Origin of the sequence: Psychrobacter sp. (genome assembly GCF_036731945.1) — a bacterium.
In the GTDB taxonomy this organism is placed as follows: Bacteria; Pseudomonadota; Gammaproteobacteria; order Pseudomonadales; family Moraxellaceae; genus Psychrobacter.
This window is the reverse complement of the sequence record NZ_DAINDI010000021.1, coordinates 20,867-43,517: the sequence shown is the minus strand read 5'-3', so window position 1 is coordinate 43,517 and position 22,651 is coordinate 20,867. Positions and strand designations below refer to the sequence as shown.

General features: G+C 44.4%; 19 protein-coding genes. 4 read left to right on the top strand and 15 right to left on the bottom strand.

Going from position 1 to position 22,651, the window contains the following annotated elements:
• The 11 genes from ftsZ to V7D75_RS06180 all read right to left on the bottom strand — a co-directional run.
• Window positions 1–1,094, bottom strand: a 1,094-nt coding sequence (ftsZ, locus tag V7D75_RS06230; RefSeq protein ID WP_333613853.1) for a cell division protein FtsZ, incomplete at its 3' end; no start/stop codon positions are given.
• A 235-nt stretch (window positions 1,095–1,329) separates the two neighbouring features.
• The gene (gene ftsA / locus V7D75_RS06225; RefSeq protein WP_225211623.1) at window positions 1,330–2,622 is read right to left on the bottom strand and encodes a cell division protein FtsA; all 1,293 of its coding nucleotides are present in this window, start codon (window positions 2,620–2,622) and stop codon (window positions 1,330–1,332) included.
• Between the two features lie 194 nt (window positions 2,623–2,816).
• Window positions 2,817–3,614, bottom strand: a complete 798-nt coding sequence (locus V7D75_RS06220) for a cell division protein FtsQ/DivIB (RefSeq protein WP_333613845.1) — start codon at window positions 3,612–3,614, stop codon at window positions 2,817–2,819.
• 478 nt (window positions 3,615–4,092) lie between these two features.
• On the bottom strand, window positions 4,093–5,214 hold the full coding sequence (locus tag V7D75_RS06215) for a D-alanine--D-alanine ligase (RefSeq protein WP_333613844.1): 1,122 nt from the start codon (window positions 5,212–5,214) through the stop codon (window positions 4,093–4,095).
• 11 nt (window positions 5,215–5,225) lie between these two features.
• Entirely contained in the window at window positions 5,226–6,683 is a 1,458-nt protein-coding gene (murC, locus tag V7D75_RS06210) for a UDP-N-acetylmuramate--L-alanine ligase (protein WP_333613843.1), read from the bottom strand.
• Between the two features lie 77 nt (window positions 6,684–6,760).
• Window positions 6,761–7,846 carry an undecaprenyldiphospho-muramoylpentapeptide beta-N-acetylglucosaminyltransferase gene (gene murG / locus V7D75_RS06205; protein WP_333613842.1) on the bottom strand — a complete coding sequence of 362 codons (1,086 nt, stop codon included), beginning with the start codon at window positions 7,844–7,846 and terminating at the stop codon, window positions 6,761–6,763.
• 400 nt (window positions 7,847–8,246) lie between these two features.
• The gene (gene gshB / locus V7D75_RS06200) at window positions 8,247–9,218 is read right to left on the bottom strand and encodes a glutathione synthase (protein WP_333613841.1); all 972 of its coding nucleotides are present in this window, start codon (window positions 9,216–9,218) and stop codon (window positions 8,247–8,249) included.
• Window positions 9,219–9,352: 134 nt separating this feature from the next.
• The gene (pyrE, locus tag V7D75_RS06195; protein ID WP_333613840.1) at window positions 9,353–10,072 is read right to left on the bottom strand and encodes an orotate phosphoribosyltransferase; all 720 of its coding nucleotides are present in this window, start codon (window positions 10,070–10,072) and stop codon (window positions 9,353–9,355) included.
• A 76-nt stretch (window positions 10,073–10,148) separates the two neighbouring features.
• Entirely contained in the window at window positions 10,149–11,138 is a 990-nt protein-coding gene (locus V7D75_RS06190; protein ID WP_333613839.1) for a hypothetical protein, read from the bottom strand.
• A 61-nt stretch (window positions 11,139–11,199) separates the two neighbouring features.
• Complete coding sequence (locus tag V7D75_RS06185; protein ID WP_333613838.1) at window positions 11,200–12,057, bottom strand: SDR family oxidoreductase; 858 nt, start codon at window positions 12,055–12,057, stop codon at window positions 11,200–11,202.
• 97 nt (window positions 12,058–12,154) lie between these two features.
• The gene (locus tag V7D75_RS06180) at window positions 12,155–14,395 is read right to left on the bottom strand and encodes an Lnb N-terminal periplasmic domain-containing protein (RefSeq protein ID WP_333613837.1); all 2,241 of its coding nucleotides are present in this window, start codon (window positions 14,393–14,395) and stop codon (window positions 12,155–12,157) included.
• Between the two features lie 197 nt (window positions 14,396–14,592).
• Here V7D75_RS06180 and ampD point away from each other — a divergent pair, with 197 nt between their 5' ends.
• The 3 genes from ampD to V7D75_RS06165 all read left to right on the top strand — a co-directional run bounded on the left by ampD (window position 14,593) and on the right by V7D75_RS06165 (window position 17,682).
• Window positions 14,593–15,207, top strand: a complete 615-nt coding sequence (ampD, locus tag V7D75_RS06175) for a 1,6-anhydro-N-acetylmuramyl-L-alanine amidase AmpD (protein WP_333613836.1) — start codon at window positions 14,593–14,595, stop codon at window positions 15,205–15,207.
• A gap of 168 nt (window positions 15,208–15,375) precedes the next feature.
• Complete coding sequence (gene murJ, locus V7D75_RS06170; RefSeq protein ID WP_333613835.1) at window positions 15,376–16,926, top strand: murein biosynthesis integral membrane protein MurJ; 1,551 nt, start codon at window positions 15,376–15,378, stop codon at window positions 16,924–16,926.
• A 108-nt stretch (window positions 16,927–17,034) separates the two neighbouring features.
• Window positions 17,035–17,682 (top strand): hypothetical protein, encoded by a 648-nt coding sequence (locus V7D75_RS06165; RefSeq protein WP_333613834.1) that lies wholly within the window; start codon window positions 17,035–17,037, stop codon window positions 17,680–17,682.
• Window positions 17,683–17,757: 75 nt separating this feature from the next.
• Here the strand turns inward: V7D75_RS06165 and V7D75_RS06160 are convergent, their stop codons facing one another.
• Window positions 17,758–18,399 (bottom strand): GNAT family N-acetyltransferase, encoded by a 642-nt coding sequence (locus tag V7D75_RS06160; protein ID WP_333613833.1) that lies wholly within the window; start codon window positions 18,397–18,399, stop codon window positions 17,758–17,760.
• Between the two features lie 253 nt (window positions 18,400–18,652).
• On the opposite strand from V7D75_RS06160, the gene ribF reads away from it, so the two are divergent.
• Window positions 18,653–19,666, top strand: a complete 1,014-nt coding sequence (gene ribF / locus V7D75_RS06155; protein ID WP_333613852.1) for a riboflavin biosynthesis protein RibF — start codon at window positions 18,653–18,655, stop codon at window positions 19,664–19,666.
• Window positions 19,667–19,775: 109 nt separating this feature from the next.
• On the opposite strand, the gene V7D75_RS06150 is transcribed toward ribF, so the two are convergent.
• The 3 genes from V7D75_RS06150 to V7D75_RS06140 form a co-directional block, all read right to left on the bottom strand.
• Window positions 19,776–20,015 (bottom strand): DUF2789 domain-containing protein, encoded by a 240-nt coding sequence (locus tag V7D75_RS06150; protein ID WP_296194116.1) that lies wholly within the window; start codon window positions 20,013–20,015, stop codon window positions 19,776–19,778.
• Between the two features lie 241 nt (window positions 20,016–20,256).
• Entirely contained in the window at window positions 20,257–21,246 is a 990-nt protein-coding gene (locus tag V7D75_RS06145) for a malate dehydrogenase (protein ID WP_442968926.1), read from the bottom strand.
• Between the two features lie 457 nt (window positions 21,247–21,703).
• Window positions 21,704–22,402: a hypothetical protein gene (locus tag V7D75_RS06140; RefSeq protein ID WP_225211620.1), complete on the bottom strand. Its 699-nt coding sequence runs from the start codon at window positions 22,400–22,402 to the stop codon at window positions 21,704–21,706.
• Window positions 22,403–22,651: the final 249 nt, after the last annotated feature.

Below are 22,651 nucleotides of genomic sequence, written 5' to 3'. Positions count from 1 at the left end.
GCTTGGGCTTGTTTTTGGCTATTTAGCGCACTGGTATGCAAGTTCGGATCCACAGGCTGTGTACTATTAACAGAAGGTACTGGCTGCTCCACGACTTCAGGCTCTTGACCCGCATTTTCATCTAAGGTCAGACCCGTTGCGATAACCGTCACATGCAAATCATCACCCATTTTTTCATCAATAACAGAGCCGTAGAAAATATGGGCATCGTCGATATCGGTGATTTCTTCAACAATGACACTGATTTTACTCATCTCATCGAGTGATAATGACTCAGAAGAAATAACGTTAACGAGTAAGCCTTTGGCATTCTCTAAACGTAAATCATCAAGCAATGGCGATCTGATGGCTTTCTCGGTTGCTTGACGCGCACGATCATCGCCGCTAGCACGTCCAATACCCATCATAGCGTGACCTTTAGCCGTCATCGCGGTGCGAATGTCGTTAAAGTCAATGTTAATCATACCTTCGCTAGCGATGGTTTCTGCAATACCTTGTACCGCATGCAATAAAACGTCATCGGCCTTTTTGAAAGCATCCTGCATAGAGATGTTGCCGTAGACGCTCATAAGCTTATCATTGGGAATCGTAATGATTGAGTCAACGAAATTGGTCAACTGCTCAATACCCGCTTTGGCAGCCTTAATACGCTTACCACCTTCAAACTTAAATGGCGTTGTTACAACTGCTACGGTCAAGACTTCCATTTCTTTGGCAATACGCGCAACCACTGGAGCGGCGCCCGTACCTGTACCGCCGCCCATACCAGCGGTAATGAACACCATATCTGAGTGCTCAAGTAACGCACGGATAGCTTCTTCATCTGCTTCTGCAGCTTCACGACCGACTTCTGGGTTTGCCCCTGCACCGAGACCACGGTTGGTCTTGGCACCAAGTTGCAATTTATGCGGCGCTGTTAGACGATCGAGCGCTTGTTTATCCGTATTAGCACAGACAAACGTTACACCTCTAATCCCTTGTTGTACCATATGCTCAACTGCATTACCGCCGCCGCCGCCCACACCGAATACAGTGAAGCTTGCCTGGCCGTTATTTTGAAGCTGATTATCATCTGGCATGGTGTATTTTGACATAAAAAGATTTCTCCAGTTGCAGATAGCGTGATGGTCGATACGTAGTAACACACTCATAGGGCGCGCTATCGACTTACTATATATAAACGTATTTAATTAAAACAGGGCAATGGCTTAAATAGTCATGCGTTGCCAATATATGCCGTTATGGTACAGGGTGCTGCTATTAATCTGTTTGCTTATTATGCTGTGACTTACTCTTCTCTGCTTAACAGAGGCAAATTTGCCAGCAGAATTATAATATCTTTTTGAGTACACTCGCAAAACGTTGTCCGGCACTTTGAAAAACACCCTTCACGCGACTTTTTTGAATCGCTTCTGGCTCACTTTTTTCACTACGACGAAATTGCTCGCTCTGACTATATAGTAAGGTACCAAATGCGGTTTGATAAGCACGATCATTGACCTGCATATTCAGCTGTTTAAACGATTCATCATTATCAAAGTGATTATAAGCGCTAATCGCAGGATGGGTATTGGTCAATACTACTGGCATTTTTAGCAATTTTTTGGCAAAAGGTATCATGCCTTTAATAGAGCTGCCGCCGCCTGAGAGTACCAGCCCTTTATCAATATAGCCTAACAAATCGGCATCATGTAATTGGCGCACCACCTCGGTAAATATTTGCTCATAGCGCGCTTCAATAATACGCGCTAGATTATATGTACCGATATTAATCTCGTCACCCGAGCCTTGCGGCTTAAATAGAAAGAATGAGCTGGGATCGACACTATTGACATCAACCGTACCGTGTGTCTTTTTAAGGCGCTCAGCTTCTATCATTGAGATACCGACATCGGCTGAAATGTCCATCGTCACTTCATGGCTACCAGTGGCAATACAATGAGTGAAAATCAGCTTATTTTCTTTATAGACGCAAATACTCGTGGTACTGGCACCAATATCGACCAAACAAACCCCTTGCTGGCGCTCATCGGGCATCAAGCTATATTCTGCGCTGGTCACCGCATCAAAAACGATGTGGTCGATACCGACGTCACAGCTTTGCAAAAGTTTTTGAATATTCTGACGGCTAGAGACAGGCATCATCATCATATGATACATGACGGTGATATTGTGTGCGACCATGTCAATGGCATCGTCAACCATAAACGCTTGATTGTCGATATAAATACCTTGTTGGCAACAATGCATCAAATAATAATCAGGCGACAAATCTTGTGACTTAGCATTGGATAACGCTTGCACCATATCTTGGGCACGGACAACTTCGTCTTCTACCCTAACATCTCCGGCACTGTTTTTACTTAACAGCTCAGGAGTCGCTAAGGTCAGCCAAACGCTATGCACGCGGCAATTGGCAGTGTCTTCGGCTTCTTGAATTGCTTGTCTGATAGCGCCTTGTAAGCGTTCGCGATGCTTTATCTGACCTTGATAGAAGTCGTTATTTTTAACTTGTCCTACACCCATAATACGTATGTCTTTTGCAGACACAACATTACCAATAACGACATAGACTGCCGTGGCACTTAAATGGACAACAACCAGATTTTCAGTATTTTTCATGGTACCAGACAAATTATCGCTAAACAGGAGAGCAAATGACGTCTCCATTAAATCATTGAAAATGCGTTATGATCACGCGGTCATATTATCAGTAAACTCTCTTTATCAAGAAGCAAACGGGTATTGGAAATCGATTGCTTTCTTAATCTATGGTGCTTTATTTTTATTGCTTAGTATGGTTTTACGATGCTATTTTATGGCGGTGTTTCACCATCTTTTGGGGGCGCCAAATTCCATGCGATAGTAAATCCATTTTTATAACGAAGGTCGACAGACTGCATTTCATCGCGGCGATTACTTAATTGATTACCAAGCAGTTGACTTAAATTCAACAGTTTTTGCGCAGTGTTTTCATTATCAACGATAACACGTAAGCCATTATCAAAGCGAATCAGCCACGTCATTCTTGGCGATAAAATGATATCCTCAACTTGCATATCGAGCGGTGCATACCAGTCGTTAACTTGTTGCATCTGCTGCATGATAACTGGCGCTTGCGCTATATCGCCTTGCAGCGTCGCAAATTGCTCTTGCGTCAGCTCTCTACTATCAGCTGGCACAAAAACTGCGCCTTTTGCATCGACTAAACGCTCGGTACCAAAATTTGCCACGGCCTGTTTTGGCAGCGCTTTCACGACAATACCTTGTTGCCAATCACGGCTGATACTGACTTGATCAACCCAAGCAAGACCGGTAGAGATATCTCTGAGCGCCTGCAAATCAGAAGTAAAAAAACTGCTCACGCTTTGTTGGTTCATCACTTGTTGTAACGCACGATATTGCGCTACGGTCAGCCCTCTATTGTCGACGTGGATAGCGGCGGGCGGTGCATCACGCAATGCTTTACCGCCCATGACCAATATCAGCACCAGCAAACCTAACACCAATACTGTGAAAAAATATCTGAGCATAGAGGGTATTTGCAAATTAGATTTAGGGTGCGAGGTTTTATCACTCATCAAGTCAGCGATGTCATTGACAGTTTGAGTCATAATACATGTCGTCCCTATTTTTGCTTAAACTATTTGCATAATGCTAATAGTACTTATTATTAATGGTAAATCTGCTAATCGGTGCAGCAATCGATGAAACAGCCATATTATCAATTTATTTGTCCAAAACGAGCGATAAGGCTCAGTTAGGCGCATTAAAACGTAACATTTTTCTTATTTAATGAATAACTTAAAGAAATTGCTTAAATAACCATAAATATCACTAATATAGACCAATAATTACAATATTAACGTATTTTACGTTTAAACAATAGCTCAACCCTTACTACTAACCACGAATTTACACAAGTTTACATGAAGCTGTGTTATAGCAGGGCTAGCGATACATTTGTCTGTATTAGATAGCACTATTAATGATTAAATATGACGCTGATCAAATACAACTTATGATCAAATAGAGCTTATATAGTCAATTTAAAAAGCATTCGCACAATTTTATATGCTGCTAAATTCCTAACTATAAAGTTTGCGCTAGAATATGCCAGCATAAAGCATCAAAATCCATACCGCGAGCTTTGGCAGCCATTGGTACTAAACTATGACTGGTCATACCCGGCACGGTATTAATCTCGAGTAGCCAAAAGTTGCCTGCTTCGTCTTGCATCGCATCAATACGTCCCCAGCCTTTAGCATCGACAGCACGGAATGCCGCCAAGCTCAAATCTTGCAAGTGCTTTTCATCAGCAGCGCTTAGCCCACAAGGAATATAATAGCTGGTATCGTTACGGTTGTATTTGGCTTCAAAATCATAGAAGTTGGTGATATCAGCAGGCTCAAGGCGAATAACCGGATAAGCTTCGTCATCGATAATAACAATGGTAAATTCGCGCCCAGTAATCCAGCGCTCAGCCATCACCGCGTCACCGCACTGCACCGCCGTTGCATAAGCGGCAGGCAATTCATCGAGGTTATTGACTTTGGTCATACCAATGCTTGAGCCTTCATGGACTGGTTTGATAATCAGCGGCAAGCCAAGCATATTCACCACTTGCTGCCAGTCGGTATCCACGGTTAACAATGAAAATGGCGCGGTTGATAAGCCGCAGCCTTGCCAAAGCTGCTTGGTGCGGACTTTATCCATTCCAAGCGCTGATGCCAAAATACCAGAACCAGTTTGCGGAATATTAAACCATTGCAGCACGCCTTGTAGCAGACCGTCTTCGCCGCCGCGACCATGCAAGACATTAAAAACGCGATCAAACTTACGTAGCTCGGTAATATCTTGATCTTTTGGGTCAAAATGAGTGGCATTTACACCTTGATTTTGTAGCGCTTTTAATACGGCTGCTCCACTGTCTAATGAGACGCTGCGCTCGTTGCTACTGCCGCCACAAATGACGGCAACTTTACCAAACTGACTGGCGTCTTTGACTTTGCTGTTTGCGATGCTAGGAACGGCCTTATCGTTTTGCTCATGACTTGCAGCATTATCTTGCTGTGCTTGTGCCGCCGCTGCTAACGCCAGATCTGGATTGACAATCGTAGCTTTAGCGTCTGCATTGATACTTTTATCAATATTACTTTCATTTTTTTGCTTAATGTTTTCTTGTTTAATGTTTTCTTGGTTATTAATAGTCATGAGTCTTATTCCTAAAATTCTTTTGCGGCTTGTTTGATATATAGATTATTGGCAGCCAATTCGACGGCTATTTGTCCGACATTTCCTGCCCCCTGGGTGATTAGCATGTCATTGGCTTTGAGCAAACGCTGCATGACCGGGGCGATATTAGCTTTATCGATAATCGTTGGCTCAACGGCGCCGCGCAAACGGATACTACGTGCCAAGGCTTTGGTATCAGCGCCAGCAATCGGAGTTTCACCAGCAGGATAAACGTCCAATAACAACAACTCATCGACGCTTGAAAGCACTTCGACAAAATCATCAAAGCAATCACGCGTACGACTATAGCGGTGCGGCTGGAACATCATGACTAAGCGGCGCTCAGGGAAGCTTTGACGCGCCGCTTTAATGGTTGCATCGACTTCTCTTGGATGGTGACCATAATCATCAATCAGCAAGACGTTACCATCGTCTATTTCTACAGAAGCTTGCTGCTCAAAGCGGCGACCGACACCGGCAAATTTTTGCAGGGCGCGGGTAATCGCTTCATCGTCGACGCCTTCATCGGTTGCCATGGTAATAGCAGCCAGTGCATTATAAACGTTGTGTACACCGGGAATATTTAAAGTCAAACGTAGTGGCTCACGGTCGCGTCGTAAGACGGTAAAGTGAGTTTTTGTACCTTCGCTGACCAAATCAACCGCCTGTACATCGTTAAACGGCTCAAGCCCAAAGGTTAATACTGGACGCCCGATATCATCAATCATAGCGTACAATTCAGGGTCGTCGCCGCAGACCACCGCTAAACCATAAAACGGCATATTTTGTAAAAACTGGATATAAGCGGCTTTTAATTTATCAAAACTGTTGCCATAGGTTTCCATATGGTCTTGATCAATATTGGTGACAATCGCCGCCATCGGATGCAAAGTTAAAAACGACGCATCAGATTCATCGGCTTCGGCAATTAAATAACGGCTGCTACCAAGCGCAGCATTTTTACCAGAAGCATTTAATTTACCACCAATGACATAAGTCGGATCGAGCTTACCTTCTGCCATCATGGTGGTCAACAGACTGGTAGTAGTGGTTTTACCATGGGCGCCCGCTACAGCGATACCATGACGATAGCGCATCAACTCGCCGAGCATATCTGCACGGCGTACCACGGGCAGACGCGCTTCAAGCGCTGCCTTTACTTCAGGGTTGCTACGGTCGATGGCAGACGAGACGACGATGACATCGGCATTGGCGATATTTTTGGAATCATGCCCAATCGCGATATCAATACCAATGTCTGCTAAGCGCTTCGTCACCAAGCTTTCAGCAATATCCGAACCACTGACTGTATAACCTTGATTGTTCATCACTTCAGCGATACCACACATCCCCGAGCCACCAATGCCAACAAAATGCAAATGCTGGATACGGCGCATTTCTGGTATTTCAATCAAACGTTTAGTTAAAGATTTAGCAGAGGTCGGCATAGGGTTTTCTCTTTATTGAAGACGAACAAATTTGGTTAATAATAAGTAATAAAAATAATAAACAAAACAATCAGCTTTTATAACGCCTGCCAGATAATATCGGCAACTCGCTGACAAGCTTGACGATTGGCAAGCGCATGGCCTTTTTCTGCCATCTCTAAACAAGCGCGTCTATCTAGCATATTGAGCTCATTACTCAGCTTGTTAGGAGTCAGCTCGCTTTGTGGCAACAAAATCCCTGCTTGGTGCTCGGTCAAGGTGCGCGCATTGGCGGTCTGATGGTCATCAACGGCGCTTGGTAGCGGGACAAATATTGCCGCTATCCCAACGTTTTGAATTTCCGTCACCGTCAATGCCCCCGCTCGACAAACCACGATATCCGCCCAATTATACGCCGCTGCCATATCATCGATGAATGGCTGCACAGTGAACTGATGAGCGCTTAATGCTTCACTATCATACGCCGCTTGCGTAGCGGTTTCATTATCGCGTCCACATTGATGACGCACCTCAAACGGACGGTCAAGCAAAGCCAATGCTTTTGGCAGCGTCTCATTTAACACTTGCGCGCCAAGTGAGCCGCCAACCACCAATAATTTAAGCGGGGAGCTGTCGTTGACATCGTAACGCACACTAGGCTCGGCAACTCCACTAATAGCATTGCGCACGGGATTCCCTACCGTTTCTATCTTGCTATCACTCTCGCTACTAGCAAAGGTATTCTCAAACGCTTGCATGACCTTGGTCGCCATCTTGGCCAAATAGCGATTGCTCATGCCAGCAATGGCATTTTGTTCATGGATAATCAGCGGCGTTTTGGTCAAACGCGCCGCAATACCGCCGGGTGCGGTGACATATCCGCCAAAACCGACAACCACATCAATCTGATTGCCACGGATGACCTTGATCGCCGCCATTGTCGCTGACAACAAATTAACCGGTAGCTTAAGCAAACGCCCTACGCCTTTACCGCGCAGCCCTTGCATATTAAGCGCATGAAAAGGATAGCCAGTTGGGGCAACCAAGCGATTTTCCATGCCATTTGGCGTACCCAGCCAGTGAATAACCGCGCCGCGCTTGGTCAATTCTTCGCTAACTGCTAGCGCTGGAAATACATGTCCGCCTGTCCCCGCAGCCATCATTAATATATGCGGTGTTTTCATGAACGTCTGCCTATCTTTTCTTTATGTATATGAAAGACTTATTATCTTTTGATTGCGCTATCTATCGAACCAAAACAGCCTTATAAAAGCCCGCATAGTATAGTGTAAATCGCTGCCGGATAGACAGCATTTTGTGCCGTATGAATAATAAAAATCCAAGCCGTGATTCATCGCGGCTTGGCTTTTATAAATTCACTTAATAGGTCAAAAAATCATTTTTCATGATTTTTTATCACTTTTTAAAAGTGCTATTAAGAGATACGGTCTATCGTTATAGCTTAGCACACTGTTTTTTAAGTATTGTGCACATAGCTTAGTGATAAATTACTCTATCCTTACGGCGTTGCCTAAACTTATCGTTTAAAGGCTTTATTTAGACCAATACTTTAGAATAAATAGCTTAAACAGCCAGTTTTTTCTCGATAGCGATAATAAAGTCAGTTGCAATATCAGTATCGCATTGATCATCAATCTCACGCACACAGGTTGGACTGGTGACGTTAATTTCAGTGATACGGCCACCGATTAAGTCTAAACCGACGAACATTAGCCCTTTTTCTTTGACAATCGGCGCCACTACCTCTGCCACTTGGCGCTCGATATCGGTGAGCGGCATCGCAACCCCACTACCACCGGCAGCAAGATTTCCGCGCGTTTCACCTTTTACCGGAATACGCGCCAAGCTATAATCGACCACTTCCCCATCGACAATCAGCACACGCTTATCGCCTTCTTTAATCTCTGGCAAATAACGCTGTGCCATAATTGGCAGGGTCTCAAGCTCGGTTAAAATCTCCAGCGTCACACCGATATTTGGACTATCAGCGGTCAAACGAAAAATGCCCGTGCCGCCCATACCATCTAAAGGCTTGACGATAACATCTTGCTGCTCAGCGATAAATTGACGAATATGCGCCTGTTTACTGGTCACAATCGTTGGACTCATATAATCGCTAAACCAAGTCGCAAAGAGCTTTTCATTACAATCACGAATCGCTTGTGGGTCGTTAACCACTAATACACCGGCGGCTTTGGCATGGTCAAGCATATAAGTCGCATAAATAAAACGCATATCAAACGGCGGATCTTTACGCATCAAAATCACATCATAGTCGCTGACCGGCACTGTCGCTTTCTCACCTAAGGCATAAAAATCATTGGGGTCGCGCTTGACTGTCACCGGTTGGCTATCAATCATCAATTGCCCACGGTCTAACCATAAATCATGAATCTGACAGTAGCCAAGGCTGTGCCCCCGGTCTTGCGCCGACCACATCATCGCCAGCGTGGTATCTTTCTTATAATTGACCAGCTCGATTGGATCCATAATGACCAGTATTTTTAACGATTTTTTTTGTTGTTCTTGGCTCATAATAAGGCTCACTTTCGTTATAGTATTAATTATTTAAGCAAACATCTCAAAGATATTGAGGGCATAGCGTATGGCTCAAATGTCACTTAAACTTTATTTAAACATGACCTGAGTGCAGCCACATTTGCGATAAATTATACGCCGTACTGGGCGCGGTAATGCTGCATTTTTGCAAGCTGGGCGGCATCTTTATCTGTGCTACTTCCTGCTAAATAGCTGATTAAATCATCGATATCGACCAAGGCGCGTACCGGCACGTCTAAGGTTTCAGCCAACTCTTGAATGGCAGAGCGCTCCGCCAAACCTTTTTCCTTACGATCAAGCGCAACGATAATACCAGCCACCCTGGCGCCCGCTTGCTCTAAAATTTCAACCACTTCGCGCATCGCTGTGCCAGCGGTAATCACATCATCAAGTACCCAGACAGCCTTGCCATTGACATCAGCACCCACTAAATTACCACCTTCACCATGAGTTTTGGCTTCTTTACGGTTATAGCCCCACTTAGCATTGATGCCATGATGTAGCCATAACGCTTGCGCGGTTGCTGCGACAAATGGAATACCTTTATAAGCCGCTCCAAAAATAACCAGCTCTTGCTCGGCTGCCCCATTCATTGGTTCAGCCATTTTTTCAGCTAAGGCATCGGCATAACCACGCGCTAATAACGATAACATCTCACCTGACGCCAGCAAACCTGCGTTAAAAAAGTACGGACTAATACGTCCAGACTTAAGCACAAACTCGCCAAATTTTAAGACCTGATTGTCTAAAGCCAATTGGATAAATTGATGCGATGAAAATGAGGCGTCTTGTGGATGTTGAGCGTTATTAAGCGTGGCGGCATTCAGCATAGGGTCTTCCTGTCAGCAAAGAAAAATGAAAATTGAACAATCAAAAAGTTGTGCAAGGCATTATAATCGCGTCGGCTTAACTTGACCAACCGTTGATATCATAATCTTGCATATTCGCATAACGCGTTAATAATCCGCAGCGCGATGAGATAGTAAAGTAGCATTGCCCATCGTGACTGACTTGTATGTCCCAGCCTAAATGATAGGCAGCAACGATAATATGCCCCGTAAATAAGCGCACTTGACGATAAGCATGGCGCTGTGCGGGCTCAAACACTATCTGACTGAGCAAATAACTACGCAGATGCTGACAAATTTGCGCCGCGCTGTAGCTGTGATTGATGGTTTTGCGCGTACCGCATTGCTTTAAAGCATGGACGGCGACACTACAAGCCATAATATCGGTCGCCAAACTGCCCGCGCCGCTGTCAAACTGCTGTGGCTGCAATACCACTTGCCAATCGTCAGCATAGACGCTATTAAGCAGCTCATCAGGATTATAACGTCTGGTCAATGCTCGTAGGGATTCTGTCTTTAAAGGCTTATTAATATTATTATCAGTATTTATGCTATCGACACTTGCAAGCCCATAACGTGTCAGCTTTGGGTATGCCTGTAGCGCGCGTTGAATATCTGCCATATCAAGCAACGTCATATCAGTCAATGGCGATAATAACGGCTGATCGCTATAATTGTGATAAAAACTCTCGGGCAGCTCAATCAGCTTTGCCGCACTGAGCAGAGATAAATGCTCGGCCAATGCTTCTGAAGCCACTAGCGCCCATTTCGATAAGCTGTCCGTTTTGGGCTGATAAAAACGGGTCGAACTGCCATATAAGCGGCGCAGCTGACCATTTAAGCGCCGCGCAGGCTCTGGAATGTCAGTCAATGGCCGAGCAGGATCAATTGGCAAGCGCTTTGGATCAAAATTAGGATGGACAATCGCCGGCTGCTGACTATTTGCTAAATGAGCGGACTGCTCAGCATGACCTTCTGCAAACTGCTCCTCTGCTGCCATAAAATCAGCACTGGATAAACCATCGTCAGAAGTAGAATGCTGGGTCATAGATTTTCCCTAGGCTTACCAATTTAAAAGATGTAAAAATAAAAGCAATCGAACAGTCATCTTACTTTTGATGTTGTTTTTGCTCTTGATGCTGCAAAATATCTCGATAACCTGCTTGCCAATCAGGATAGTCCAGCCAAGCTAACGGAATGTTGCTATGCAAGCGTTTCCCCGTAACCGCTGTTTTATTATCATCAAGAGTAGGCGACACTGCATTTACTTGCTCACTTAACCAAGTGCTAAGCTCAAAAGTGGTGACTGGTGCATAATCAGTGGCGATATAAAGTGGTTTTGGCGTGCCTATGGTCATAACTTTAGCAATAATAGTAACCAAATCACGATCCATAATGCGATTGCTCCAATGCTCGGCGGCGACTGGCTCTTTTTGTTTCTCGCGGGCTTTACGCAGCCGCATCAGGCGCTCGCGTCCGTAAATACCACTCGGGCGAATGATAATCGCCCTATTACCAAAACCTTGTTGCAATACTTGTTCCGCTTGCAATATCACTTGCGAAGCTTCACGCTCAGGCGTTACAGGGGCGGTGTTTTCATCAATCCATGCGCCATTATCCTGCCCATAGACACCCGTTGACGAGATAAAAACAACGCGCGTAAGGTTGGTTAGTTTATCCGCCAATGTTGCCAAATGTTGGCTGATGGCCAAATAACTGTCATGATAACCGCTGGTCGAATACTCATCAGGGGTGACGATAATTGCTATTGCAGTAAAGTCTTGCAACTGCTCAGCGTTAAGCGTTAACGCATCGGCTTGCAAAAATTTAGCGTTAGCATCTAGAGCATAATGATGACGCTCACGACGTGCCAGCCCCATGACGTTAAAACCGTCTTGAGCGAGCTTATTAGTGACGGCTAAACCGATATCACCTTGACCAATAATCAGTAAACTTTGCGTACTCATCATTTATCCTTTGTTCGATAACTGCTTGTGATGACTATTTATTCTAATAACTGCCTAAAAGAACTTTTAATTATAAAAAGGCTTTCCATAAAAGATGCTAAAAATAGCGTCTATACGACAGCTGTATGTCTTCCTTAGCATCGATACGATCTTGCCATTCGTAGTTGGCATTGATACGTAACGCTTGTTTTTTATCAATATCGTATTGCAAACCTAAGCTTGAAATTGGCTGCCAATAATGCCCACGGGCATTAGACTCATCGCTGCTGCCATGATACCAATATGGCAGTTGCAATTCAGCCTGCGCACGTAACTGATTGTTAATCTGATAACGGCAACCGGCATTGACGCCTGCGCCAACGCGATAGCCTTTGTTAATACCGCGGCCTGCTTGCGCCGTACCTGCCAAAAACGTATAGCATAGCTGCGGCGGCATCTCGCCTGTGCCCGCGCTAGGGGCGCCAAACGCCCATGACCAACCCGTCTCATAGCCTAAACTGCCGACTAAATGATCGCTACCATCCTGCTGTGAGCCGTCATTTACGCGTGTCGCTTCGATACTTGCGCCCCAAGTTTTACCTTTTTTGGCAGAATTGACTGGATTGAACGACCGACCTCGTACCAAAGTCACATTTTGCAAAACCACACTGCTTGGCTGATTGGCTTTATCATTATCAGTGTCATATAGTCGCAAGGTTGCAGCTGCGCCTTCTAAATCAAAGAACTGCGGGAAACCTGACGGACGGTCAAGGGTATCGTGATAACCTGCGCGCACGCCTAAATCAATATAATTATTATCACCGCGCTGCCCTAGCCCGATAAATCCCAGTTGCAAGGGATGTCTGTCTATCGGATTGTTATCCGCTACTGTAATAAGCCGTGGGAGCAATGTCTGACCGTCAGCGGCTATGCTTGAGACAGCATTAGACTGAGCAGATTTAATCTCATTCAGCGTCTGCTTAGCACTATTATGATAGCCCAATTGCGCACGCTGCTCTTTAACCTTGTTTAACTGCGCTTGACGCAAGGTGCTATCGGCGGGCGTATAATTGGTGCTGGCAAGTAGGTTTTCACTATCGAGCAATTGCACGACATCTGAGGGAATCACCGCATAAGGCAGGCGGCTTAATAAATGCTGCTGCGGGCGTACCACGTCAATCAAGCGTAAAATCTCAGAGGCGCAGTTATCAGTGGTAAAGTAATACGGTAACTTCAAATCTTTAGTCTCCCAGACATGCAGCATAATCTGCTGCACTTCCGCTGGGGTCAAAGCCAATTGATACGTCCACGCATCGCGCTCATCTTCTTGCAGATACTTCGCGAGCTTCTCTGGATATGGGTCAATTTCAATCAAATTGTCATAACCACCGCTCATCGATTTGATGGCATAGACCAAAAAGTTATCGCTTGAGTCACCGCCTACCGTATAATTTAACGCTACGGCATGATGGATCTGGCTTGGATCGGCAACGCTGGCTTTAGAGTCAATACGTAATAGCGTATGAGCAAAGGCTGAAATAGGATTGTCTAAATATTCTTGCGCAAACATAATAGACAGCTGCTCAGGTGCCAGCTTTTGCATCCAGTCATTCAGCTCTGGACAGTCGGTTTGCAAGCCGCTTTTGTCGATATTGAGTGTATCAGTCAGCCATTGTACGCGCGCTGGGAAACGGCATAGCACTGAGTTTTGTACTGAATTTTGAGCGGTAGGATTAGAAAACTTGCTATTAGCAGTCCTATTATCCGAAGTCGCAGCCATTTCGTCAGCAAGGGCAACCAGCAAGGCATCAAGCTCGGCCGCTGAATCATGCTGTCCATTTTTGCTTAAGTAAAATGCTGCATCATCAACGATACTGCTGTCTTTTTTCTTGCCGATTAAATTCTTTTGATCATCAAAGAAATATAATAACCGTCGCCATGTCGTATGCTGACTGAGATTTTTTGCTTTTGCTTGCGTGCGCCATGAGGCTAGTAGCTGGTCGGTATTGGCGTTATTAATATTTTTAGTATGAGATGTAGAAGAAGCTACCTCTATCTTTGGGCTGTGACTTTCTTTGATGATATTATTTGTTTCGGCATTTGCTTTGGCAACAACCGTCTCAGCATAAGCCATTAATATTGGCTCGGCATTTTGTGATTTAGCATCCGTAGTATCTAGCGCCAACTCCGCTGTCGTTATAAGAGACGCGGGCGTTGGCAAAAACGCCTGTGCCTGTGCGCTTAGTAGTAGTGCAGCTATCGTAAGCGGTAAACGCGCTCGCCTGCCAATGTTCATTGGGGTGTTCGTTGGCGTACAATCTATCGGCAAAAGGTTTGAATGTTTTGAATATATGGACATGAGTAACATCTCGCACTGTAGGAGTCATACGCATATCGCGTTATGAGTTCTATCGAATTGTTAGAGTGATATGATGTATCACTGTCTTAAATTACTTTAAATCACTATTTTTAGTTGAATGCGCTATTTATTAATAAAAAGTTATAATCAGCAGCATTGACTGCGCACTTATTTATCACATTATAAAAGAGAGTATTATGTCCACTGCATCGTCAATGACTATTCATGCCGGTCGATTATCCGCTGCGACTTGGCTTGCCTCGCCCAATCATAATAAACGACCTGAAAATGTCGCGATTGATACTATTGTCATTCACAATATCAGCTTGCCACCCAATGAATTTGGGGCGTGCAATACTGACGGTCTAAACTACGTCAAAGCTTTATTTACCAATCAATTAGACTGGGAGGCGCATCCTTACTTTCAAACCATTAAAGGTGCAGAAGTCTCAGCACATTTATTTATAGAGCGCGATGGCGCGATTACCCAGTTTGTCAATTTTAATGAGCGCGCGTGGCATGCTGGGCGCTCTAGCTACTTGGGTCGCCCTGAATGTAATGATTATAGCATTGGCATTGAGCTTGAAGGTTCAGATTTTGTGTCCTTTAGCGCGGCTCAATACGAAACGCTTGCCCAAGTTATCGTTGCTATCTATGACGCTTATCCAAAAACTCGCAGGCATCTTACCGGTCATAGTGATATCGCGCCCGGTCGCAAAACCGACCCCGGTGATTATTTTGAATGGACAAAGTTGCGTGAAATGGTTACCCGCCATCTTGCAAGTCAGTCATCACTTTACAACCAAGATTGAGTAAATAATCTTATTAAAATTTCTGTAAACGACAGATGTTATTCTCCATTCAATCCATTTATCAGGACAATGAAAGTGCTATAATCCGTCAGTTTTTTAACAACGCTGTATCAGCAAACAAGCATCACTAAACAACCTTCAGTAAACAAATTAGCAAAATAGGTTCTCATGGCAAAAAGTCGATTATTTCGTTCAACCATGGTGGTCAGTAGTATGACCATGCTGTCGCGTATTTTAGGTTTGGTACGCGATGTCGTTTTGTTAGGTGTGTTTGGCGCCGGTGGTCTAATGGACGCCTTTTTGGTCGCCTTTAAGATACCCAACTTTTTACGCCGCCTGTTTGCAGAAGGGGCTTTTAGCCAAGCGTTTGTCCCTGTACTGTCTGAATATAAAGAAAAATACAGCCTAGAGCAGGTACAGATTTTAGTCAGTCGCACATCAGGGGCACTGCTGCTGGTTTTATCCATGCTAACGGTCGTGGTGATTTTAATCGCCCCTTGGGTGGTGACATTATTTGCCCCAGGCTTTGCTGATCAGCCTGATAAATTTGCTATCACTGCTGAACTGCTACGCTTAACCTTCCCGTATTTATTGTTTATTTCTATGACCGCTTTTGCCAGCGGCATTTTGCAAAGCTACGGGCGTTTTGCCGCGCCCGCCTTTGCGCCTGTTTTGCTAAATCTATGTATGATTGGTGGCGCATTGGTTTTTGCGCCGATGTTTGATGTTCCTATCATGGCGCTCGGTTATTCTGTTGCTATCGCAGGTTTACTGCAGCTGTTGATACAGCTACCACAGCTCTCGCAACAAAAACTACTGGTTGCCCCAAAAATAGACTTTCAGCACGAAGGCGTACGCCGTATCTTAAAGCTGATGCTGCCCGCTATTTTTGGCGTTTCTGTCACGCAGATTAATTTACTATTAAACACTATTTTTGCTTCATTAATGATTGGCGGTTCGGTATCTTGGCTGTATGCTGCCGAGCGCATGAGCGAGTTGCCCCTTGGCTTAATTGGTGTGGCTATCGGTACAGTGATTTTACCAAGCCTATCGAAAAGCGAAGCGCAAAAAGATGACATCAGCTTTAAAAAGACCATCGACTGGGCAGCGCGCTTAATTATTTTGGTCGGCGTTCCGGCATCGGCAGCATTATTTATACTCTCTGACGTACTCATGCAAGCGCTGTTTTTACGTGGCGAATTTACCCTACGCGATGCACAAATGAGCTCACTGGCGTTAAAAAGTATGGCAGGCGGCATCTTAGGTTTTATGTTAATTAAAATCTTCGCGCCCGCCTTTTTCGCCCGTCAAGATACCAGAACGCCAGTCAGAATCGGTATTATTTCCGTCTTTGCCAATATGGTATTTAGTGTCATTTTTATCGGTATCTTTTATTTCTTAGATATACCGCTACATGGTGGTTTGGCCTTAGCAACCACGGGAGCGGCGTTTGTAAACGCAGGCTTATTATATTACTTCTTGCATAAGCGCGAGATTTTCCGCTTTGGCAGTCATTGGAAAAAACTGTTTACCCAGTTTGGGCTTTCTACCGCCTCGATGATTGCGGTACTTTATGTCCTGCTACCCTATTTCCCAACCAATGATGCGCAGTGGAAACGTATTGTCGCGCTACTGATTATGTGTGTCGTCGGCGCGGTGGTCTATGGCGTCGTCTTATTAGCAACAGGTTTCCGTCCGCGCCACCTTAAACATGGATAGCAGCATTTTCAACTTACCAAACCAAAACAAGCTTGGTATGAGAATTGACAGTGAATAACGTTAATAGTTGCCATAATTACTGATAAATACATAATTTCGGGGACTAACATGACGATCAAATCATCAGCTTCACAGACAGCTTTATCAACAACCTTGTCACGCTTACCAAGCCTACTGACTGTTGGCATCCTGTCTACTGGACTCCTTTTAAGTGGTTGTAGCAATAATGATAAGGTCGACAATGAGACTGCTGTTAATAACAATGAAGACACTACAGCAATCTCTAAAACATCTAATGACACTGTGACTGATGAAGCAAAATCAGTGGGTATGGATAATATGAGTGAAGATGCGCAAGTAACAGATAGCACTCAAGATAAAACCATCATCACAAGTGATAATATCAATCCAGTAACTGCTGATAGTAAGCAAAAAAGCTTGGTGACCAATCCGACTCAAAATGGCACGCCAGAAGATACGGTTAAAAAAGCATTAGACAGTTTGTATTATGGTGACGCCAAACAAGCTGCAACGTATTATAAAGTCGACATGGCAAACTTTGAAGAAGAGCTTGCCAAAACGCAATCCGCATTTCAGCAAACGGTTGATGGGGTGACTTTTACTGATACTAAATACAACGATGATAAAACCCGTGCCACCATCATGGGTGAGATTATGTTAAGAGGTCAAAGTGAGCCTGCGCCATTGACTTATGAGCTACAAAAAACCGGCGGCAAATGGAAGATTTTAGGATAAGGCGTCTGACTGCTCTTCTTTAAATAGCCTTTATCTGGCATGGTTACTGGTCACTGCTATCTTCATTAGTCATCGCTATTTTAATTTCTCATTACTATCGGCAATGACCGCTTTACCAAGCATCACGACATCGGCAATAAAACCCTCCATATCACAAACCTTTGGCATATAGCCCCACTGCTCAAAGCCAAGTTTACGGAACAATCCTAAGCTTGGCTGATTATGGGCAAAGATAAGCGCAACCACGTTCTGGATACCTAGGCTCGGTGCTTGCGTTAGCATCCAGCGCGTCAAAAAGCTGCCCAATCCTTGACCATGATGCTCTTGATGCAAGTAGATACTAATCTCCGTGCTGATATGATAAGCCGGTCGTGTATATAAATCGCTAAAGCTGCCCCAAGCGACGATTGGCGATACCGTTTCTTCGACACTTACCTCTGCATCTTCGACCACAGCTCTAACAATATAAATCGGCCGCGTGGCACTATTTAGATGTTCATCAAACCAATCTTGCCGCTCTGCGCAAGTCACGGGTGTAAGATTAGCGGTTGCTTGCTTGCCGGCGATACTTTGGTTATAAATGGCTAAAATTGCGGGTAAGTCGTCTTGACTGGCGAGCTGCACTATAAAGCGCTCGTTAAGTTTATAGACGGCTGATATAGGTTGTATAGAGTCATAGCCATTATCATAATCAGTCGTAGAGACAGCAGCAGGCATAGCGTTTCCATCATGAATATTCATAGATAATAATAAAATAGGGATAAGTGATTAATAGACGTTTAGCTGTTAGCATGGTTGTTTGATTAACAACAGACTATAGGATGTTAGTGGGGCTATTTTACTTTATAATGGCTGCTTTTAGACACATCTGTTTTAAAAGTTTGTTTTAATCGCGGTGTGTTTTTTCATTTTTTATTGGTCTTATTTATCATAGCTGACATTTATGAACACCTATTTTCTTGAGCAACTGATGGCGTCGCCAAACGCTTTACCGGCCAATACTATCCCAGTAGCGTTGCCCCCCTGCGTACTGACTATCGGTAATTTTGATGGCGTCCATTTAGGTCATCAAGCGATGCTTTCGCAAGTGCGTGAGCTTGCCAAAGCGCAAAACCTTGGCTCAGCTGTCATGATATTTGAGCCGCAACCGCGTGAGTTTTTTGCGCCAGCGATCGCGCCTGCTCGCCTCACCAATCTTGCCGAAAAGCAAGCTTTGCTGGCAGAATACGGCATCGAGACGCTAATTGTTGCCAGCTTCGATAGCGATTTTCGCTCACTATCAGCGCAGGCATTCGCCGATATTTTGGCACTGCGCCTAAACGTCCAAGCCTTGGTATTGGGTGATGACTTTAAATTTGGTCATGACCGTACTGGTGACAGTCAGTTTCTACGCGATTATGGCTTAGATGTGACCAATCTGCACACCGTTATCGATGATAAAGGTAAAGGCGCGCGCATTAGCTCGACGCGTATACGAGATTTATTGATGGCTGGCGATATCGACGCGGCTAACGCCCTATTGGGACGCGACTATGCGATGACAGGCGTTGTCGTTGGTGGTGATAAAATCGGTCGTACCATGGACTTCCCTACTGCAAACGTTGATTTAAAACGCATCAAACCTGCGTTACATGGCATTTTTGCTGTCGATGTTGTTAGCCTCGATGACAATGGCAATGTCATACCAGATAGTCTAACCGCACTTACCGATAGCGAAAATCCAGGAGTGAAAGGTCTCCGTCCGCATAGCTTATTTGGTACTGCCAATCTTGGTATCAGACCGTCAGTAGATAAAGAACATGATTGGCGCTTAGAAGTACACTTTCCCAAGCTACAAGCAGACTTATACGGCTTAACCTTGCAAGTACGATTTTTGCACTATTTGCATGGTGAGCGCCATTATGAAAGTTTAGAGGCGTTAAAGGCAGGCATTCATAATGACGTGATTGATTTACTCGAATGGCGTGCTCAGCAGCCTGATTAAATGGCTAGCTATGATTATCGGATGATTAAATTAAAACCCACAGCGTTCATAACGTTTGTGGGTTTTTATTTACGGTACTACTTTTTATGTCTATACTTTATTATTATTTTTATGCTTCAGGATGCAGACGTACATTTAAGTCATCGATAACCTCAACCCATGCTGCATCTTTATTCCACTCTTCTTCTAAAAATTTACGTTGGCTATCGGTCCATATATGCGCTTTTTTTAGCTCTTCGCCTTTGGCCAATTGATTATCAGCAATGAATTTATCAATCGCTTCATCCGAATTATCCAAGCCTAATTGTGCAAATAACGCATTCATATTGTATTCTGGTTCACCCAACATACCTTTTCTCCTTAAATGATACAGATTTAATTGTGTTTATTATTTGGATTTACCACTTTATTGTAGCAAGCTTTATTTGAATAGCTGTAAATCAACGTTTACCTAACGTTATCAATTGTATTATCTATTATTTAAGCCACAAAAAAGCCCTCTAATAAGAGGGCTTTTTTGCTTAACGATTATTTAGCTTAATAATGATTTAGCTTCATGCTTATATATCAGCTTTAGCAAATGGACCTGCTTATGGAAGCAGGTGTGCTACAGCATCACGCTCTTCGCTAAGCTCTTGCTCGGTGGCTGCCATTTTCTCTTTTGAGAAATCAGATGAGACATCAACGCCATCTACGATAGACCAGTCGCCATTCTTGCAAGTCACTGGGAATGAATAGATTAAGCCTTCAGCAATACCGTATTCGCCGTTTGAGTAAACGCCCATAGAGACCCAATCGTTCTCATCAGTACCTAGAGCCCACGTACGCATATGCGCGATGGCAGCGTTGGCAGCAGAAGCGGCAGATGACGCACCGCGAGCTTTGATGATGGCAGCGCCGCGTTGTTGTACTTCTGGAATATAAGTCGCTTCGTACCATTCACGATCCACTAAATCTAATGCTGGTTTGCCATTGACAGTCGCAGCCGTTAGGTCTGGGTACTGAGTTGATGAATGGTTGCCCCAGATAATCATTTTTTTCACGTCATTGACAGTGCTGTCTGTTTTACCAGCCAACTGGGCGATGGCACGGTTGTGGTCTAGGCGCGTCATAGCAGTGAAGTTGCGTGGATCTAGATCTGGTGCATTGCGCTGAGCAATAAGAGCGTTGGTGTTGGCAGGGTTACCGACCACCAATACTTTTACGTCACGGCTAGCAACATCGTTCAATGCTTTACCTTGCGCTGAGAAAATCGCCGCGTTGGCTTCTAGCAAATCTTTACGCTCCATGCCTGGGCCACGAGGACGCGCGCCAACCAATAGTGCATAGTCGACGTCTTTAAAGGCAACAGTCGCATCATCAGTTTGCACGATGTCCGCCAATAATGGGAATGCACAGTCTTCTAATTCCATGACCACACCCTTTAGGGCGTCAAGAGCTGGCGTGATTTCAAGCAATTGCAAGATAACTGGCTGATCTTTACCTAGCATTTCACCAGATGCAATACGAAATAACATAGCATAGCTGATATTACCAGCGGCACCAGTGACGGCAACACGTAAAGGCTGTTTCATTGACATTGAATACTCCCTAATTATAGATTAGATAATTCACAATTCTAATGGATGGTTGTAATAGATGGTTTTGATTGATGAATATCGTTTGAGATAGCGACCTGCTCGCTGAATATAGCAGTCATAAACCGTTCACTAGTGTAGCACCTCAGCCTATTAACCGTCTAGAGAAAGCGCGAACGCGTTTGCGGACAATACAAATTATATTGTTACATTTTATACAGATAGATAATGAGATTCTTGGCACAACATTAGAGGAATAAGGCGTTAGAGGAACTTCAAGAAAGGTGCAAAAGAAGTATTAAAAGACGACGAAAAAGCGTTTTAGACAGAATAATGGCTAAGATTTTGAGGGAGTTATAAGAAAAATTGCCTATATTTTTGCCATTTGTACTTTACTGTTTTATTCATTAAAGGCAGAAAGAAGGTGGTTAATGCGCAATAACTCAATGTCAAAATAGAATTATTTGCCGCCTGAAATAATAAACTTACTACCGCAGTTGTCGACGACATTGCTACAAGTGCCGAATGAGCTGCCTTCATAACATACGTGCACATCAGTCAATACCATTTGCCGGCGCGTGCCTACCTGACAAATCAAATCCACGCTATTCGCTGACATACCATTATTCAAGCGGGTCATCTGACCGACAAAGCGCGATTTTAACACCGTATAGCTGTTGCCTGTATTTAACTCATTCGGTAGCTTTAAGTCGCCAGCATAATTGGTAATTTGGCGAAAATAACTACTGGCGCTAAGAGGGCTACAAGCGCCATAGCGTTGCCATGCTTGGGTACGCACCGTGGTATCAGGCATGATACGGTTGACAACTTTTAATTGTAAGGGCGTCAAGCGTGGCTCACTGCCACGGCCGCAGCGCTCGCCATAGCCCATATCGAGACCTGAAACGGTAAGCGAATAGCCTTCTAAACACTGACGCATACGTGCGCGCGTTGGCTGTAAGCTACATAACGCTGGCGTCATCTCAATCATCAACACTCGCTGACCCGGTTTACTGGCATTCGCCGCTTGGGCTGGCAGCGTTATTGCACCCTGCAACAATAGCAAAGCGCTTATACCAAGTGCAGCATTACCTTTATTGTCATACTTTGTACGTAACCAATATTTATGAAAATGCTCTGATAGCGCTGTCTTTGACATCGAGCCCACCTTTGTCTGAAGAGTTAATTGACGCTTAGCTTGCGACGATATGGGCAACTTGAAATATTTTTTAATCATAAGAAGTTAAAGCATCTAGCAATGACGAATAGGAGCTTTTAGGATTCATTGATTTCCAAAATCCAGACTAAGGCACTAATCACATTAGGTCGCTTGAAAGTATTTAGCCTTCTGGGAGTAAGCCCGCAGGCTGGAAGTGAGCCAACAGGAAATTCAGACGGAAACTCAAAC